Annotated in this window: 17 protein-coding genes and 2 pseudogenes; 8 read left to right on the plus strand and 11 right to left on the minus strand. The window is 60.0% G+C overall.

The annotated features are described in order from the left end of the window. Window positions 1–4: 4 nt before the first annotated feature. Entirely contained in the window at window positions 5–1,057 is a 1,053-nt protein-coding gene (locus RHM58_RS29670) for an agmatine deiminase family protein (protein ID WP_322268950.1), read from the minus strand. 148 nt (window positions 1,058–1,205) lie between these two features. Between RHM58_RS29670 and RHM58_RS29675 the strand changes: the two genes are divergently transcribed. The 3 genes from RHM58_RS29675 to RHM58_RS29685 are packed head-to-tail and all read left to right on the plus strand — an operon-like array spanning window position 1,206 to window position 3,119. Continuing rightward, window positions 1,206–2,063: a LysR substrate-binding domain-containing protein gene (locus RHM58_RS29675; RefSeq protein WP_322268951.1), complete on the plus strand. Its 858-nt coding sequence runs from the start codon at window positions 1,206–1,208 to the stop codon at window positions 2,061–2,063. Window positions 2,064–2,079: 16 nt separating this feature from the next. Further along, window positions 2,080–2,607 carry a G/U mismatch-specific DNA glycosylase gene (mug, locus tag RHM58_RS29680; protein WP_322268952.1) on the plus strand — a complete coding sequence of 176 codons (528 nt, stop codon included), beginning with the start codon at window positions 2,080–2,082 and terminating at the stop codon, window positions 2,605–2,607. Window positions 2,608–2,645: 38 nt separating this feature from the next. Beyond that, window positions 2,646–3,119 carry a hypothetical protein gene (locus RHM58_RS29685; RefSeq protein WP_322268953.1) on the plus strand — a complete coding sequence of 158 codons (474 nt, stop codon included), beginning with the start codon at window positions 2,646–2,648 and terminating at the stop codon, window positions 3,117–3,119. Here RHM58_RS29685 and RHM58_RS29690 read toward each other — a convergent pair. Next, window positions 3,110–4,045: a Ppx/GppA family phosphatase gene (locus RHM58_RS29690; RefSeq protein ID WP_201255018.1), complete on the minus strand. Its 936-nt coding sequence runs from the start codon at window positions 4,043–4,045 to the stop codon at window positions 3,110–3,112. The genes RHM58_RS29685 and RHM58_RS29690 overlap by 10 nt on opposite strands. Window positions 4,046–4,248: 203 nt before the next feature. Here RHM58_RS29690 and ppk2 point away from each other — a divergent pair, with 203 nt between their 5' ends. Continuing rightward, window positions 4,249–5,142, plus strand: a complete 894-nt coding sequence (ppk2, locus tag RHM58_RS29695) for a polyphosphate kinase 2 (protein WP_416195346.1) — start codon at window positions 4,249–4,251, stop codon at window positions 5,140–5,142. Window positions 5,143–5,263: 121 nt separating this feature from the next. Here ppk2 and solA read toward each other — a convergent pair whose 3' ends face one another. From solA to RHM58_RS29710, 3 genes are all read right to left on the minus strand, one after another. Next, the gene (gene solA, locus RHM58_RS29700; RefSeq protein ID WP_322268954.1) at window positions 5,264–6,436 is read right to left on the minus strand and encodes an N-methyl-L-tryptophan oxidase; all 1,173 of its coding nucleotides are present in this window, start codon (window positions 6,434–6,436) and stop codon (window positions 5,264–5,266) included. Window positions 6,437–6,577: 141 nt separating this feature from the next. Next, window positions 6,578–7,366: a type I methionyl aminopeptidase gene (map, locus tag RHM58_RS29705; RefSeq protein WP_322268955.1), complete on the minus strand. Its 789-nt coding sequence runs from the start codon at window positions 7,364–7,366 to the stop codon at window positions 6,578–6,580. Between the two features lie 8 nt (window positions 7,367–7,374). Further along, on the minus strand, window positions 7,375–7,641 hold the full coding sequence (locus RHM58_RS29710) for a ParD-like family protein (protein WP_201254994.1): 267 nt from the start codon (window positions 7,639–7,641) through the stop codon (window positions 7,375–7,377). A gap of 145 nt (window positions 7,642–7,786) precedes the next feature. Between RHM58_RS29710 and RHM58_RS29715 the strand changes: the two genes are divergently transcribed. Together RHM58_RS29715 and RHM58_RS29720 are read left to right on the plus strand one after the other, a co-directional pair. Beyond that, window positions 7,787–7,984 carry a DUF1737 domain-containing protein gene (locus tag RHM58_RS29715; protein WP_201254995.1) on the plus strand — a complete coding sequence of 66 codons (198 nt, stop codon included), beginning with the start codon at window positions 7,787–7,789 and terminating at the stop codon, window positions 7,982–7,984. A gap of 21 nt (window positions 7,985–8,005) precedes the next feature. Then, window positions 8,006–8,590 (plus strand): chorismate mutase, encoded by a 585-nt coding sequence (locus tag RHM58_RS29720; RefSeq protein ID WP_201254996.1) that lies wholly within the window; start codon window positions 8,006–8,008, stop codon window positions 8,588–8,590. 437 nt (window positions 8,591–9,027) lie between these two features. Here RHM58_RS29720 and RHM58_RS29725 read toward each other — a convergent pair whose 3' ends face one another. From RHM58_RS29725 to ptrR, 4 genes and pseudogenes are all read right to left on the minus strand, one after another. Beyond that, entirely contained in the window at window positions 9,028–9,237 is a 210-nt protein-coding gene (locus RHM58_RS29725) for a DUF6124 family protein (protein WP_322268956.1), read from the minus strand. A gap of 680 nt (window positions 9,238–9,917) precedes the next feature. After that, window positions 9,918–10,379: pseudogene (locus tag RHM58_RS29730) on the minus strand (LysR substrate-binding domain-containing protein); the annotation flags it as partial. Between the two features lie 107 nt (window positions 10,380–10,486). Beyond that, window positions 10,487–10,822, minus strand: a complete 336-nt coding sequence (locus RHM58_RS29735) for a hypothetical protein (RefSeq protein WP_201204521.1) — start codon at window positions 10,820–10,822, stop codon at window positions 10,487–10,489. Window positions 10,823–10,918: 96 nt separating this feature from the next. Further along, a complete protein-coding gene (gene ptrR, locus RHM58_RS29740) occupies window positions 10,919–11,797 on the minus strand; it encodes a putrescine utilization regulator PtrR (protein WP_322268957.1) in 879 nt (292 codons plus the stop codon). Between the two features lie 100 nt (window positions 11,798–11,897). Here ptrR and RHM58_RS29745 point away from each other — a divergent pair, with 100 nt between their 5' ends. Further along, complete coding sequence (locus RHM58_RS29745) at window positions 11,898–13,289, plus strand: aldehyde dehydrogenase family protein (RefSeq protein ID WP_201254999.1); 1,392 nt, start codon at window positions 11,898–11,900, stop codon at window positions 13,287–13,289. A gap of 53 nt (window positions 13,290–13,342) precedes the next feature. On the opposite strand, the gene RHM58_RS29750 is transcribed toward RHM58_RS29745, so the two are convergent. After that, the gene (locus RHM58_RS29750; RefSeq protein ID WP_322270919.1) at window positions 13,343–14,254 is read right to left on the minus strand and encodes a bifunctional helix-turn-helix transcriptional regulator/GNAT family N-acetyltransferase; all 912 of its coding nucleotides are present in this window, start codon (window positions 14,252–14,254) and stop codon (window positions 13,343–13,345) included. Between the two features lie 260 nt (window positions 14,255–14,514). Between RHM58_RS29750 and RHM58_RS29755 the strand changes: the two genes are divergently transcribed. Continuing rightward, on the plus strand, window positions 14,515–14,763 hold the full coding sequence (locus tag RHM58_RS29755; RefSeq protein WP_322268958.1) for a hypothetical protein: 249 nt from the start codon (window positions 14,515–14,517) through the stop codon (window positions 14,761–14,763). 63 nt (window positions 14,764–14,826) lie between these two features. On the opposite strand, the pseudogene RHM58_RS29760 reads toward RHM58_RS29755, so the two are convergent. Continuing rightward, window positions 14,827–16,259 (minus strand): annotated as a pseudogene (locus RHM58_RS29760) (MFS transporter). Window positions 16,260–16,327 lie beyond the last annotated feature (68 nt).

Here is a 16,327-nt window from a genome sequence, read left to right on the forward strand (position 1 = left end):
TGGCTTAACCCTCCACCGGCCAGGCCGGCTGCTGTTGGGTGATGCAGTGCACCCCGCCGCCGCCATGGGCCAGGTGATTGATCCGTACCGGCACCACCTCGCGGCCCGGGAAGGCCTGAGCCAGCACTTCGGCCGCCGCGTTGTCGGCATCAATGCCATAGGCCGGCATGATGATCGCGTCGTTGGCGATGTAGAAATTGGTGTACGAAGCGCAGAACACTTCAGCCTCGGTGTCCACGGCGTCGGTGGCTTCATACAGCTCGATCAGCTCGAATTTTCGGCCTAGGGCATCGGTGGCCAGCTCCAGTGCACGACGGTTCTCACGGGCGACTTCGGCATACACCGAATGCTTGTCGTGGGTGGCGTCCACCAGCAACACGCCAGGGCGGGCGAAGGCACAGACGCCATCGACGTGGCCGTCGGTCATATCACCGGTCACGTAATCCGGATCGCCCGGCAGCCAGATGGTTTTCTTCACGCCCAACAGACGGGTGAAGATCTCTTCCATTTCCGCTTTGCTGGTGTCCGGGTTGCGATTGGCGTTGAGCAAGACCGATTCAGTGGTGATCAGCGTGCCCTCGCCATCGACATGAATGGCCCCGCCTTCGTTACTCAACGGTGTGCCAAAGCACGACACGCCCAAGTGATTGAGTGCACGGCGGGCCAAACCTTCGTCGAGGTCGTGCGCCGACTTGCCGCCCCACGCATTGAAGCGCCAGCTCACCCCGGCCAGACCTTGCTGCGGATGGCAGACGAAGCTTGGGCCGGAATCGCGGCACCAACTGTCGTTCACCGCCAAAACGATGAACTCAATGTTGGCGCCGCACAGTGTTTTGGCACTGGCAACCGCCGACGGGCCGACGACCATTTTCACCGGTTCGAAACGCGCAATGGCGTTGGCCACCCGGGCGAAATCCTCTTGCACCAGCGGCAAGGTAACGCCCCAACTCGATTCCCAAAGGGTTTTGTTATGAGGCCACACCATCCAGGTCGCGGCGTGCTTGACCCACTCGGCCGGCATCACCCAACCACTGTTTTGAATTTGATTCTGCTGCATGACACTCCCCATGATAAAAAGCCCTTTGAGTTAAGCCATTGTGTTCAATGAAAACGACCTTGATCGGCTTGCCATGCATGCTACGGTGGGTAAAACAGGCGAACAAACGATGGATTTAGCAGAAAAGTGATTAGAGGAACTTATCAGTATGCTCAAGCACTGGCCCCCGCTCAGCACCCTTCGCGGCTTTGAAGCCGCCGCCCGACTGGGTAGTTTTCACAAGGCGGCCACCGAGCTGAACCTGACCCAATCGGCGATCAGCCAGCAGATCCGCAGCCTTGAGGCGTACCTTGAGCAACCGTTGTTTTTCCGCAGCGGACGCAGCGTCAGCCTGACCGATGCCGGTCATGATTTGCTCAGCACCACCCAGGCGTTGTTGCAGCAACTGGCCGTAGGTATTCGCCGTCTCGGGCAGTACCAGAAACCCAATCAACTGGTGCTCAACACCACACCAGCGTTCGCCCGTCATTGGCTGCTACCGCGCCTGGGGGATTTTCGCCGTCAGCACCCGGAGGTTGATCTGTGGATTTACAGCACCGATGAAGTCCCGGACATGACCACCCAGACCATCGACCTCGCGGTGCGCGATGACATCAGCTCCCAAGCGGAGTGCAGCTTCAAGGTGCTGCACGCCGACCGCCTCTACCCGGTGTGTCACCCGAGCGTGTTGGCGCTGCCACGGGAACAGCGCGCAACCCTGCACGGCGAGCGGGAAATGGACTGGAGTCATTGGGCGGTGGAGGCTGGCATCGATGTTGGCCAGCACGATCAGGGGCTGAACTTCTCCGATCCCGGCCTGCTGCTGGACGCCGCGTGCGCCGGGCTCGGTATCGCCCTGGTCAGCGAACTGCTGAGTCGTCAGTCACGGGCCAACGGGGTGTTGCAACCCTTGGTGGAGCAATCCATCCGCGGCCCGAACTGGGCCGTGCTGACTCACCGTGACAGTGAAAACAACGCACGAAGTTTCAGCGAGTGGTTATTACGTAATCTGGAAGCAGCAATCTGAGGTTGAGAGGATTGATATGGCAGAAGAAAGACTGGAAGACATTCTGACCGAGCATCTGGCCGTGATTTTCTGCGGGATTAATCCGGGAATGCTTGCCGCCGCCCAAGGGCATCACTTTGCAGGCCGCGGCAATCGCTTCTGGCGCACGCTGCATCTCGCCGGTTTTACACCGTCGCAGCTGCTCCCGGAAAACGATCGGACAATCTTGCAGTACCAATGCGGATTAACCGCCGTGGTGGACCGCCCCACGGCGCGCGCAGATCAGCTGTCCTTGGCTGAATTCACCGCCGCCGCCGCGGATTTTGAACAGAAGATCACCCGTTATGCCCCACGCTGCGTGGCCTTTCTCGGCAAAGCAGCCTACTGCGCGCTATCCGGCCAACGAGACATTGCCTGGGGCTTACAGCCAAAAACCTTCGGTAATGCCTCGGTGTGGATCCTGCCCAACCCGAGTGGGCGGAATCTGGCGTTCACCCTTGATCAACTGGTTGGCGCCTACCGCCAGCTCTATTTAGCCGCGCTAAACGAGGCAAGAGTCCGGTAGCATTACCGACAAGGATCAATCCCCTCCAAGGAGCTTCAATGCTGTTCACCCAACGCTCGACCCACACCCCGTTTCTGCTGTGCCTGGCAATTTTCATCACGTTCTGGCTGGTGCAGCTCAGCGTGTTCAACATCATCGTCTGGAGCTACAACTTCTGCCACTTCCTGTACGGCTTCTGCGCGGCGTTGCTGTTGGGCTACGTGACCATCCCGTCCAGACTGTTCAAACGCTCAATCAAAGAGAATTTTCACGCACTGAAAACCGGCATCCCATGGAGTCCTTGGGGGAGCTTGATCATTGTGCTGTTCATCTCGGCGTTCAACGAGATGTACGTAGACCCTCGGCAAAACGGCACCCCGTTCACCTCGGCCTACCAGAATTTTGTCGCGGATATGCTGGGCCTGGGTCTTTGCCTGCTGCTCAGTCATTTCACCTTCCGCGACCGTCAGGGCAGCACGCGGACTGACTATGCAGCCGTTGAGGATTTGAGCGCGGCCGGCGATCAGTGCTGATTCATCAACCCATGCAGCACACCAAACCGTAACCCCGGCTCGGACGGCGTCATGTGTGAGATGCCAAACACCTTGAACGCCGCCAGCATGACCACCAGGCCGCCGGGCAAAATGCTCAACCGATGAGTTTGCAGCCCGGCCAGTTTGAGCTGTTTGACGTGCCCCACTTCGAGCAGTCGCAACGATAGCCGCAACAGTCCGCCGTAGGTGATGCCGCTTTGGCCATCGTCGTTCAAGCCGTTGGCCTTGAGCACTTTGGCCAGCATCCGCGCGGTGCCAGACGAGCCGATGGTCTGCTGCCAACCCAGCGCTCGATAACGTCGGGCGACTTTTTCAAACTGCAGCGAGGCCACGCGCTCGGCCTCAAGCAGCGCCTGAGCGGTGATGCAACCGCCATGGAAGTAACGCGAACCGAAGGTGCCGCTGCCGATGGCAATGCTCTCGGTGATCAGCGGCTGAGTACCACGGCCCAGAATCAATTCAGTCGAGCCGCCGCCAATATCCACCACCAACCGTTGACTCTCCGAACCCGGCAGCGTGTGCGCTACACCGGCGTAAACCAGATGGGCTTCTTCGTGCCCGGAGATGACGTCAATCCGAAACCCCAGGTGGCGCTCGGCGCTGGCCAGGAACAGTTGCGCATTGTCGGCTTCGCGCACCGCACTGGTGGCCACCGCCCGCACTCGGCACGACTCGAAGCCACGCAGCTTTTTGCCAAATCGCGCCAGTGCCTGCCAGCCCCGATCCAGCGCCAATTCGTCCAGCGCCCCACCCTGAAACCCCTCGGCCAAACGCACCGGCTCACGCAGGGTTTTGACTTCCTGGATCACCCGTTGCTGGTTCCGCATGACCGACTGGCCAATCATCATGCGAAACGCATTGGACCCAAGGTCAATGGCTGCAAACAGAGAGGCGTCGCCTTTCATGGTGGGGATTCCTGGCAGATTCATCAGCCCGCCTTCAAGACGGTTTGCGAAGAGCTTGCCACGGCTTAGGTGACACGAAGATGACACCGCCCTCCCGCGCACAAACCTTTGATCGTCACCAGTTCGTCATACCTGCGGGAATACCATCGTCAGCGCCACTTCCACCGGAGCCTCCCGCCATGCTTGCCAACAACGACACCCTGATGCACCGGATCCATCGCGAGCTGATCGATCACAACGACGAAGAACTGGAGCTGGAACTGCTGGAGGACGGACACGACCTCGATGCGCTGTTCGACGGTCACGTCAACGACGGCAGTGAGAAGGAAGATAGACGGCGCTATTTCAGCGAACTGTTCCGCCTGCAAGGCGAGCTGGTGAAGCTGCAAAGCTGGGTGGTCAAGACCGGCGCCAAAGTGGTGATTCTGTTCGAAGGACGCGATGCCGCCGGCAAGGGTGGCGTGATCAAACGCATCACCCAGCGGCTCAACCCGCGGGTCTGCCGCGTCGCCGCCCTGCCGGCGCCCAATGACCGCGAACAAACCCAATGGTACTTCCAGCGTTACGTTTCGCACCTGCCGGCGGCGGGTGAAATCGTCCTGTTCGACCGCAGTTGGTACAACCGCGCCGGGGTCGAGCAAGTCATGGGGTTTTGCAACGCCGACCAATATGAAGAGTTCTTCCGTACGGTGCCGGAGTTCGAACGGATGCTCGCCCGCTCGGGTATTCAGTTGATCAAATACTGGTTCTCGATTTCCGACCAGGAACAGCATCTGCGCTTTCTCAGCCGCATTCATGACCCGCTCAAGCAATGGAAACTCAGCCCGATGGACCTGGAGTCCCGCCGGCGCTGGGAGGCCTACACCAAGGCCAAGGAAATCATGCTCGAACGCACCCACATCGCCGAAGCGCCGTGGTGGGTGGTGCAAGCCGATGACAAGAAGAAAGCGCGCCTCAACTGCATCAACCACCTGCTCGGGCAAATGCCCTATGAAGAAGTGGAACACGCGGTGATCGAGCTGCCGCAGCGCGTGCGTCAGGAAGATTATTCCCGAAGCCCGACGCCGCCGGAACTCATCGTGCCGCCGATCTACTAAACGTCATCATTCTGTAACGTTGCCAGGCCAATACTCAGGCCATACACAACGCGTGCTGTTTTTTATTGCTGCCTTAACCGGCGGCATTTTTTTGCCTGATACTTTTGTGCTGGAAGGCACTTCAGCTCTGCCCATCAAACCGCTTCAACGAAAACGCCGACAAATCCAGCTCACTGCGACCGCGAACACACCATTGCGCCAGCGCTTCGCCCAACGCGGCTGAATGCTTGAAGCCATGACCGGAACAAGCGGACACCACCAGCGTGTTTTTCAGATGTGGATGCTCGTCGATGATGAAGTCGCCGTCCGGCGTGACGGTGTAGGTGCATACCGAAGACGTGGCTACGCGCGAGGTCACGCCGGCAATCTTGCCGCGCACCTGGGTGTCGAACATCTCGCGCTCTTCGGCGGCGCTGATGGTTCGGTCCAAAGCGTCTGGGGACGTGGCTACGCTGTATTGCTCGCTGGCGACTTTCAGGCTGCCTTCGCCAGGCAACGGTGGAAAGCCGTAATGCATGTCGGCATCGCCCGGGCCGTGGTGAAGGATGAAGGTCGGCGATACCTCGGCAAACTGCGCCTGTGGTTCCAGTTCGAACCAAAACAGCTTCTGCCGACACACCCGCAGCAAGCGGTCGAAAGGCTCGCCCAGCAGATCCTGTGACCACATGCCGGCGCTGATTACCACTTTGTCGGCGAGTATCGTGCGCTGGTCAGTGGTGACCGTGACGCCTTGCTCGTCCGAGGTGATGTGCGTGATGGTTTCGCCCTTGTACAAGGTTGCGCCGTGTTGTTCGGCGAGCTGCAGCTGAACGGCGATGCAGCGTTCTGGACGGACGTAACCGCCCGCTGGTTCGAAGTAGCCGATGGCAGTGTCCAGCACCGGTGAAAACTGCGGGAAGCGCTGGCGAATCTGCGTGGCCGACAGCACTTCATGCTCGATGCCGTTGGCTTGCGCGAGATTAACCGTGCGGTGCGTGAAGTCGTTTTGATCCTGCGGGTCATAGTCGGGATTGGAGGTCATGACCAACACACCGCACTGCTCGAACAGCGACTCACCGGACAGCGCTTCGAGTTCACGCCAGATTCTGTGGGAGTTGCGAACGATCGGCAGGTATTGCGCACCTTCACCGACCGAGAGCCGGGTGATGCGCGTATCCCCATGGCTTGAGCCCTGCGTATGCGGCGGATGGTAGCGGTCGACGCCTATCACCTTGACCCCGGCTTTCGCCAGTTGATACACCGTGGCCGCGCCCATCGCGCCCAGACCGAGCACCGCTACTTCACACCGTTCCATCGACTTGCCTTCCGAAAATCGCCCTTTGAGCCGTCAACCCTATGACATTCAGCGGTTGAAAAGCCATCAGACGATGCCGCATTCATTCGCAGCAACTCCCACAGATGAAGGGCCAAAGAAGAAGCTGCGTGGCTTGAAGCATCAAGGCGCGGGGTATTCTTCGACCTGGTCAGGCCAAGACGTCAACACCTCGAACCCGTCATCGGTGACCGCGACCATGTGTTCCCACTGCGCCGAAAGTGAAAGATCCTTGGTAACTACCGTCCAGGCATCGGCCAGGGTTTTCACATGGCGTTTACCAGCGTTGAGCATCGGTTCGATGGTGAAAATCATCCCGGCTTTCAGGGTCAGGCCCTGCCCCGGATAGCCGTAATGCAGGACTTGCGGTTCATCGTGGTAGATCTTGCCGATGCCATGCCCGCAATACTCGCGCACCACGCTGTAGCCGTCGCGTTCGGCAACGCTCTGAATCGCGTGGCCAATGTCGCCCAGGGTTGCGCCGGGGCGCACCAGTCGAATACCGGCGCACATCGCTTCATAGGTCGTCTGCACCAAACGACGCGCCTCGGGGCTTGGTTCGCCGACGAAATACATGCGGCTGGTGTCGCCGAACCAACCGTCCTTGACCACGGCAATATCGATATTGATGATGTCGCCATCGTTCAGGACCCTGGACGAAGGAATGCCATGGCAAACCACCTCGTTGACCGAGGCACAGACGGTTTTCGGGAAGCCGTGGTAGCCGACATTGCCGGGAATGGCTTTCTGCACGTTGACGATGTAGTCGTTGCAGAGCCGGTCGAGTTCATCGGTAGTGACCCCGGCCTTGACGTGGGGCGTGATCATCGCCAGCACTTCAGCTGCCAACTTGCCCGCCACGCCAGACTGGGCGATTTGTTCCCGGTTGTTGATCACGACGCTAGCCTTCATTGCCCGACTCATTGCTCAGCTCCTGCTGCGGCGTGAACCTGGGTGCCTTGCGAACCTTCGGCGAGTGCGCACACCTGTTGCAAATCAAGGCCGCCCGCCTGTTCCGCACGAATCAGCAAGCGGCAGATATCGCTGTGATCCAGATCAGGGTGCAATTCGGCCAGCATCCCGATGCGCATCCAGTGCTCGGCCTGGGCATTGATCGAGCGGCTCAGCGCATTGCTCGCAACGCGTAAGTTCTCGTGCATGTCTTCTGAAATTTTTACGATACCCACCACAACACCCGATATGAAATGCATATGAAACGTATACTACTTTAAAATTCCGACAGCTGCCAAGTGCGGGATTTTTCGTGTCCGCAGATGCTAGATTGATGCGCCCCCAGCATTGCGATTCATTAAACCCTGAGGATATCGGCTTATGACCTTACCGCCTGACGGCTTGCCCATTTACCGGCTACTGACGGGGCGCGATGACGCTGCCTTCTGCCATCGCGTCAGCGAAGCTCTGAAAATGGGCTACGTGTTACATGGCTCCCCCGCCGCCACGTTCAATGGGGAACACGTGATCGTCGCGCAAGCCATTACCTGGCCTGCCAGCGTTGCCTTGTCCCAGTAAGTCGCGAAGAGGTTTTGCCTTATGTTCACCCCGTTACGCCTGACGCAACGTTTGCTAGGTTGTGCCGTACTTGTCTTGTTCGTTGGCAGCACTCAGGCCGCCACGCCCGCCAAGGCACCTGAAGCATTGAAACCGTTGCTGGTGACCCTGAATGAACGCCTGAACATTGGCGACCTGGTGGCGCTGACCAAGTGGGACAGTGGCAAACCGATCCAGGACAGTGTCCGGGAAGCGCAAGTCATCGCCAATGCCAAGGCCTTGGCTGCGGAGCGCAAACTCGACCCGCAAGCCGTCGGCCAATTGCTCGCCGCGCAAATGGAAGCCAACAAACTGGTGCAATACGGATTGCTTGCAAAATGGCGCGCCGCCGGTAAGGCGCCCGACACGCCACGCCCGGACCTCGCCAAGCAAATCCGCCCGCGCCTCGATGAGTTGCAGAACCGTCTGTTGCAGCAATACGCCGACTTCCTGCCCTATAGCAAAGACCCGCACTGCGCGAACTGGCTGGCCAAGTCCCGCGCCAATCTGACCAAGGATCGCCTGCATGAACTGGCACTGATCCGCGCCACCGGGGAGCTGTGCACGGCCGAACAGCCGCATGTCTGATAGCTGAAGAAAGACTCGCTCCCTAGCGACGATTATTCGAATGTGCACCGGACCTGTGGGAGCGGGCTTGCTCGCGAATGCGGTGGTTCAGTCAATATCTATGCTGGCTGACACTCCGTCTTCGCGAGCAGGCTCACTCCCACATTGAATTTTCGTTATCCGAATGTCCCAGGCCTGCACAAAAACCTGTGGCGAGCGAGCTTGCTCCGGGCGGCGATCCGACGCTGGGTGGCGAAGCCGCCCCTGCAATCCTCCAGACACACCGCGTTGCCCGAATTGACGACCGCTGCGCAGCCGAACGGGAGCAAGCTCCCTCGCCACAAATGCCCGCTCGACCGAATATTTTCTGCGGACCATAAAAAACGGCCCGAAGGCCGTTTCCTGCTGATCGTTCCCACGCTCTGCGTGGTCATGCAGCACGGGACGCTGCGTTCCCGTTATGCAGCAGAACCCTGCGGGTCCAGATTATCCAGCGCCCGATTCACCGCCAGCTCACTGAGCATGATGATCTGCTGTAGTGCCAGCATCGTGTTGCGTTGCGGGCCGTCCAGCAGCGCGGCAAAGTCACTGGCCATCACACTCGCCGAGGCCAGGGATTCGCAGGCGTTGACCAGCAGGGTTTCAGTGTCGGTATTGGGGGCAATCATGAAAATCGTACTGGGTTTTCGCGGGGTGTTTTTGACGACGGTCGGCCCGAGGTAGTAGCTGAGTGCGCGGTCAGCGGCTTCCTTGAGCTTTTTTCCTCGAGCGCGGCGCTGGTGTTAGCTGATTCGGTTTCTGGCGGGTTGGGTGTGGCTTTGAACATGGTGAAGCTCCTTGATCACTGGAGCCGCCAAACATCGCTGCTAAACGAAAAAGGGTGGCGACTGTACGCGGGTTAGCAGACCAGGGATCAAGGAACCCGGCGCACCGAAGTGCCCCACGCCCAGCCGCCATAATGCAGATCGACCGACGAAGTAGACGCCAATTGATCGAGAGGCTGTGCTGATGTGCCTTGATATTTGCCGAGCTGCTAAACCCGATCGCTGATTTGTCAGCGACCCGGAAACGATAAAACCCAGGCCAAAAGCGCACAAGCCGGCCGATTCTGGCGTACGTGTAGGCAAAGGCGCAAGGTTGCGTAGCTTTCCGGAAGTAACCCAGCCACAGATTAAACAAGCCTCTTAAACACCACCAAACCGGGTAGGAGCTGCCGAAGGCTGCGCAGCCGAACAGGAGCAAGTTCCCTCGCCACAGGTAACCCATCGTCCTGTCGCCTGGCCACGCTCCCCACATAGCGGTCTGGATATTTTTGCGCTCCGGCCCGCAGTAAGGAGGCAACCGGCCGTTATTGCATCTCGGCCGTTTTACTGTGGAACAGGCCCGTCAGATAGTCGACAACGCGATCCACACGGCCGACACCCTGGGTCGCCGGATTACGCAACAGCCAGATGTCGGAGCGATGCGAAGGCCGATCCGCCAGTACCTGACGCAACCCGGATTGGTGCCCGACATAGGCTGGCAGCGCAGCGATACCCAGGTGGGCTTCAACCGCCTTGAGCTGGGCATTGAGGTTGGATACCCGCATCCAGAGCTTCTGCTCGCCACTCACTTGATCCAGCCATTGCGCCAGCGGCATGTAGGCCATCTCCTCGGTCCAGCCGATCAGGTTGTGCTGTTTCAACCCGGCGGGTTCCGTCGGCACACCATGGACCGCCGCATAACCTTCGGAACAGAACAACCCCTGCATCAGCGTCCCGACCCGGCGTACGGTGAAGTGGCCGTTTTCCGGCCGGCGCAATCGCACAATCCGTCCCCATGACGGTGCGCGCTGACAAACGCCAGAAACTGAAAAGCCCGGCTAAACCGGGCTTTTGCGCTTTTCAGGGCTGCTCGCCAGCCGGCGAAGCATAGCGCTTACTGAACGTTTTTCAACTTGACCACATCACCGGAAACCTTGGTGGTGTAACCGGTCAGGACCCAGGCCCAGAACCAGTTTTCCTGCACTTGGGTGTTGATCATCGCGTCGCCGCCCTTGGCCTGGATCGCCGCGTCTTGAGCGCGAACAAAACGGCTGTTCTGCTTGATCGGGATGACGCCAAACAGCAGCAGGCCGGTAGCGCTTGCTTCACTGTGGCCCAGAACGGTGTACTGGCTGCTGTCGTAGTGCTGGGTTTTCATCGGGGCGCCGGTGCAACCCGCCAGAACCAGACCGAACAGGGCGACGGCAACCACTTTGCTGAGGTAATTCACGGTGTAACTCCATTAGAAAACGCCCGGGATCCAGCTCTCGGGCGGCGCACACTCTAGCGGAGATAGTGGCCAATTGGTATCGCTTGTTGGCAACGTTCAAATTTCTTCACGTACTACGCCCCGCTCTTCTAGCAACCGCACAAACATGGTCAGGCTTTGCGACACCGTGCCCCGGCGCCACACCAGCCAGGTGCGCAAATAACGGAAGGATTCCGACAGCGGCCAGATGCTCACCGTGGTACAGCCGGGCATGCTTTCGAGCATGCTGCGGGGCATCAGCGCCAGACCGGCACCGGCACTGACGCAGGCGAGCATGCCGTGATAGGACTCCATTTCGAAAATCTTGCCAGGCACCGAGGCGTCCTTGCTGAACCAGCTCTCGAAGTGGTGCCGGTACGAGCAGTTGGAGCGGAAGGCATAGATGTTCTCGCCGTTGACGTCCTGCGCACGGTGGATCGGGGCATGGTTGAGCGGCGCGATGACCACCATTTCTTCCTCGAACGCCGGCACGCCTTCCAGTGCCGGGTGCAGCACCGGACCGTCGACGAACGCGGCGGCCAATCGACCAGAGAGCACGCCGTCGATCATGGTGCCGGAAGGACCGGTGGACAGGGCCAGCTCGACCTTGGCGTGCTTCTGGTTGTAGGCGGCCAACAGCTCGGGAATCCGCACCGCCGCCGTGCTCTCCAGCGAACCTAGTGGGAAAGACCCTTGCGGCTCTTCACCCGCCACGGTGGCCCGGGCCTCCTGAACCAGGTCGAGAATACGCCGGGCGTAATCGAGAAAACTCCAACCGGCCGGCGACAGGCGCAAGCGGCTTTTCTCGCGGATAAACAGGTCCACCCCCAGATCCAGCTCCAGTTGCTTGATACGCGTTGTCAGGTTCGAGGGTACCCGGTGGATGTGCTGAGCGGCCGCACTGATGCTGCCGTGTTCGGCAACCGCTTTGAAAATCTCGAGCTGGACCAGATCCAAGTCATTCTCCAAACGTGAACGATACACTCAGTATTATTCAGTTTCCAGAAAACAACCACCCCCGTAATCTGAGCGCATACCCACCCAGCAGGACGGTGCCATGACCCAGGTTTCCAGTCTCACCCATGCCATTTCGATCAACCCCGCCAATGGAGAGCAGATCGGCCACTACCCTTTCGAATCCGCCGAGGCACTGGACGCCGCCCTCGCCCGTGCCGCCGCCGGTTTCTCGGTATGGCGCCGGACACCAGTAGAACAGCGCGCACAATCGCTGATCGCCCTGGCCCAGGCACTGCGCGACGATGCGCCAAAACTGGCGCGCATGATCACTCTGGAAATGGGTAAGCCCACCACCCAGGCCCGCGGTGAAATCGAAAAGTGTGCGCAACTGTGCGAGTGGTACGCCGAACACGGCCCCGCCATGTTGACCGCCGAGTCGACGCTGGTTGAAGGTGGCAAGGCGCGCATTGAATACCGCCCGCTGGGCCCGATTCTCGCCGTGATGCCGTGGAACTTCCCGATCTGGCAGGTACTGCGTGGCGCCGTTCCGGCGTTGATCGCCGGCAACACCTACGTCCTCAAGCACGCGCCCAACGTCATGGGCAGCGCCTATTTGCTGCGCGATGCAATCCAGCGCGCCGGGTTTGCCGAAGGTGTGTTTGAAGTTATCAACGTCACGCCGGACGGCGTTTCAAAAGCAATTACCGACCCACGCATCGCCGCCGTGACCCTCACCGGCAGCGTGCGCGCCGGTATCGCCATCGGTGCTCAGGCCGGTGCGGCGCTGAAGAAGTGCGTGCTGGAACTCGGTGGCTCCGATCCTTTCATTGTGCTCAACGACGCCGACCTGGACGACGCCGTCAAAGCCGCTGTGATTGGCCGTTACCAGAACACCGGGCAAGTGTGCGCGGCGGCCAAGCGCCTGATTGTCGAGCAAGGCGTTGTCGAGGAATTCACCCGCAAGTTTGTCGAGGCGACTCGCAAGCTGGTAGTCGGTGATCCGCTGGCCACCGAGACCTACATTGGCCCGATGGCGCGTTTTGATCTGCGTGATGAACTGGACCAACAGGTACGCGACACCCTGGAAGAAGGCGCGACGTTGTTACTTGGCGGTAAGAAGGCTGAAGGCCCCGGCAACTTCTATGAGCCGACCGTGTTCAGCAACGTCACCGACCAGATGACTTCGTTCAAGCAGGAACTGTTTGGCCCGGTCGCCTCGATCATTACCGCCCGCGATGCCGCCCATGCGTTGGCGCTGGCCAATGACAGTGAGTTCGGGCTGGCTTCAACGATCTACACCCGCGATCTTGAACTGGCCAAGCAAATGGCCGATGAGCTTGAAACCGGTGGAGTGTTCATCAACGGCTACTGCGCCAGCGACCCGCGCGTCACCTTCGGCGGCGTGAAGAAGAGCGGATTTGGTCGTGAGCTGTCGCACTTTGGCGTACGCGAATTCTGCAACGCGCAGACCGTGTGGCTGGATCGCCGCTGAGTAACAACGCATGAAAAAGCCCGGGAGCGTTTGGCTCCCAGGCTTTTGCGTGTTCACGGTGAACCATTGACCGGCCTGGGCCGAACAAACCATTGCCCGATAATCCGTCCACCCCAGTGCTCCCCTTCTTGCTCCTGCTCCAGTGTGAAACCCACGTCTTCATACAGTTTGCGCGCCGCATCCAGGCCTTTGAACGTCCACAGTCGCGTTGCCCGAAAGCCCCATTCGTCACAGAACTTGATGGCTTGCGCCAGCAAGCGTTTGCCGGCACCTTTGCCCCGCGCGCTGTCATCCAGAATGAAACAACGCAGCACTGCGTCCCCACCCTCACCTTCGCCGTCGATGGCGATCGAACCGACGATCCGCTCGCCGTCGAGCGCCACCCACACCTCGTTGCGCGGGTTGTGCAAACGCCCCATCAGTTCGGCCATGTCGCTGGCCACCAGGCTTTCGAATGGCTGGCCGAAGTTCGCGTGTTTGGCGTAATAGCAGGCATGCATTTCCACCATGCGGCCGATGATGCCGGGGCGGTAGCCCCGGGCAATTTCCAACGGTGCCGGGGGCGTTGGCTCTGTACCGAGTCGCTCAGTGTGCAGCGCTCCGGCATAGTGGCCGAGACCTTCGCTCACTGTCTGCTGTTGCGCCTCGGTCAAGTGTGCCATGGCCGCGCCGACCCGCCGGGTGGCGAACGCATCCACCGCGCGCAACGTCTGTCGGCCCTGTGCCGTGAGTTGCAGTTTTTTCGAGCGCGCATCCTGCTCATTCGGCACTTCTTCGATCTCGCCCGCCTCGATGAGTTTGCGCACCATACGGCTGACGCTGGATTTTTCCAGACCCAGCAGCGCCACCAATTCCACGGCCGTCAGCGAATCGCGGTTGCCCAGCTCCACGATGGTGTGCACGGAGGACGGCGGATACTCCGTCGCCGCCAGCGTGGCCTGCATGAAACCCAACTCCCGCACCATGAGGCGCGACGCCGAACGGACGTGGTTAATCAGGTTGGAATCGGTCACGGCACACACCTCGCGAGAAACGATGAGTTAGTTGTATAGCACAACAAAATGATCGTCAATCGAGGCGTGACCGCCCGTAACCCGGCCCGAGGCCGCTGCAATGCTTCGCTATTCTTAACGACACACCCGCTGGAACTGCGCAATGTGGGGCTGGCGGTAATCGGGAGCAAGGGTCTTGGTAGGGAGCAGCCACTTCAACCGAGCATCAAACAATGAAAATGCTACTGACGGTCGAATTCCCGCACGAACCTTTCAACACGCTGGTCCGGGCCGGCAAAGTCGGCGAAATCATAGGGCGGGTACTGGATAGCATCAAACCCGAGACGGCTTACTTCACTGAGCAGGACGGCATGCGCGGTGGGATTTTCCTGATCGACATGCAGGACGCTTCCGAAATCCCGCGTTTTGCCGAACCGTTTTTCTCAACTTCCAGGCCAGTTGCAAATTCCGTATCGCCATGAGCCCGCAGGATCTGCAGAAAGCCGGACTGGAGGCCCTTGGCAAAACCTGGGGCTGAGGCCTGATCAGGACGCCGTGGCCCCAGCCCTGCGGCCACGACTTGCCAAAGCGATGGCGAGCGCTACGACGATCAGAACAGCGGCCACCGCAAACGTAATGCGCATACCGGAGGCGACGGCTTCAGGAGCCGTCGTGGTCAAGTCAGTCGCCGCTGAAGCGAGGGCAAACACCGCGCCGATCACAGATGCGCCGGTGATCAGCCCGAGATTGCGTGACAGGCTGAGCAGGCCGGACATCACCCCCGCTGCTCCGAAGGCACGTCCAGCATCACGATCGTGTTGTTCGCTGCCTGGAACAACTGATATCCGGGGGTCAAGATGACGATGGCCGCGACGTACCCCGCCAGGCCGAACAGCGCCGGGAGCACGGAAAGTGCCACGCAACCCGCCGCCATCGCGATCAGCCCGACGATGACCATGATCGGCGCACCAAAACGGTCAACCACACGCCCCGCCGGAAAACCGCTCAGTGCCGAGATGACCGGGCCAATCGACATCACCCCGCCGACAATGGCCAGGTTGAGCCCCAGGCCACGAAGAAGGTAGAACGGCCCTACCACCAGTGTCGCCATCATCACCGTCGAAACGAACAGGTTCATGGTGAGGCTGCCGCTCAGCGAACCATCACGGAACATCGCCAAACGAATCAGCGGTGATCGCACCCTCGCCTCGACGAAAACGAAGAGCCCACCACCGAAGACAGCCGCCAGTAGCAGCGCCACGTTGAGCGCACCGAAACTGCCGCGGCCCAGGGTCATGGCGAGTGCATAGGCCGCGAGTGTCAGCGCCAGCAGCAGCGTGCCCAGAGGATCGAAACCGTAACCTGCGGTCTTCGGCTCCCGCCGATCGGCAGGCAGGTAAAGGTACGCGAGCACGAACGTCAGAATCCCCAGCGGTACGTTGATGAGGAAAATCGACTGCCAACCGAATCCGGCGATCAGCACACCACCCAGCGACGGACCGAGCGCGGTGCCAATGGCCGACATCGTCCCGAGCAACCCCATGGCGCTACCGGTCCTGTCCTTCGGCACCGTCTCACCGATAAACGCCATGGTCAGCGCCATCATGATCGCCGCGCCCAGGCCCTGTACCGCCCGCGCGGCAATCAGCAGCGAGAGCTTCGGCGCCAGGCCGCACAAGGCTGAAGCCAGCGTAAACACAACAATGCCGACCAGCAGCAATCGACGTCGGCCGATGAGGTCACCGAGCCGTCCTACGCTGACAATCAACGTGGTAATGGCGAGTAGATAGGCGAGGACGATCCACTGCACGGCTTGAAAGGACGCGCTGAACGCCTGGGCCAAGGCCGGCAAGCCGACATTGGCGATGCTGGTGCCCAGGGATGAGAGCAACATCGACAACGACAGGCTCGCGGCCCTCGTCGCGACCGACGGTGTCCACTGCTCGCTGGCGGCGATAGTCTGATTTGGATTGATCATGAGGATGAGTTCCTTGACTGGTAACGCCCGAAACGGAGCTGTAAAAAGCCTACGGCGTTGCCTGACAA

The sequence above is a fragment of the Pseudomonas sp. 10S4 genome (assembly GCF_034344865.1).
In the GTDB taxonomy this organism is placed as follows: domain Bacteria; phylum Pseudomonadota; class Gammaproteobacteria; order Pseudomonadales; family Pseudomonadaceae; genus Aquipseudomonas.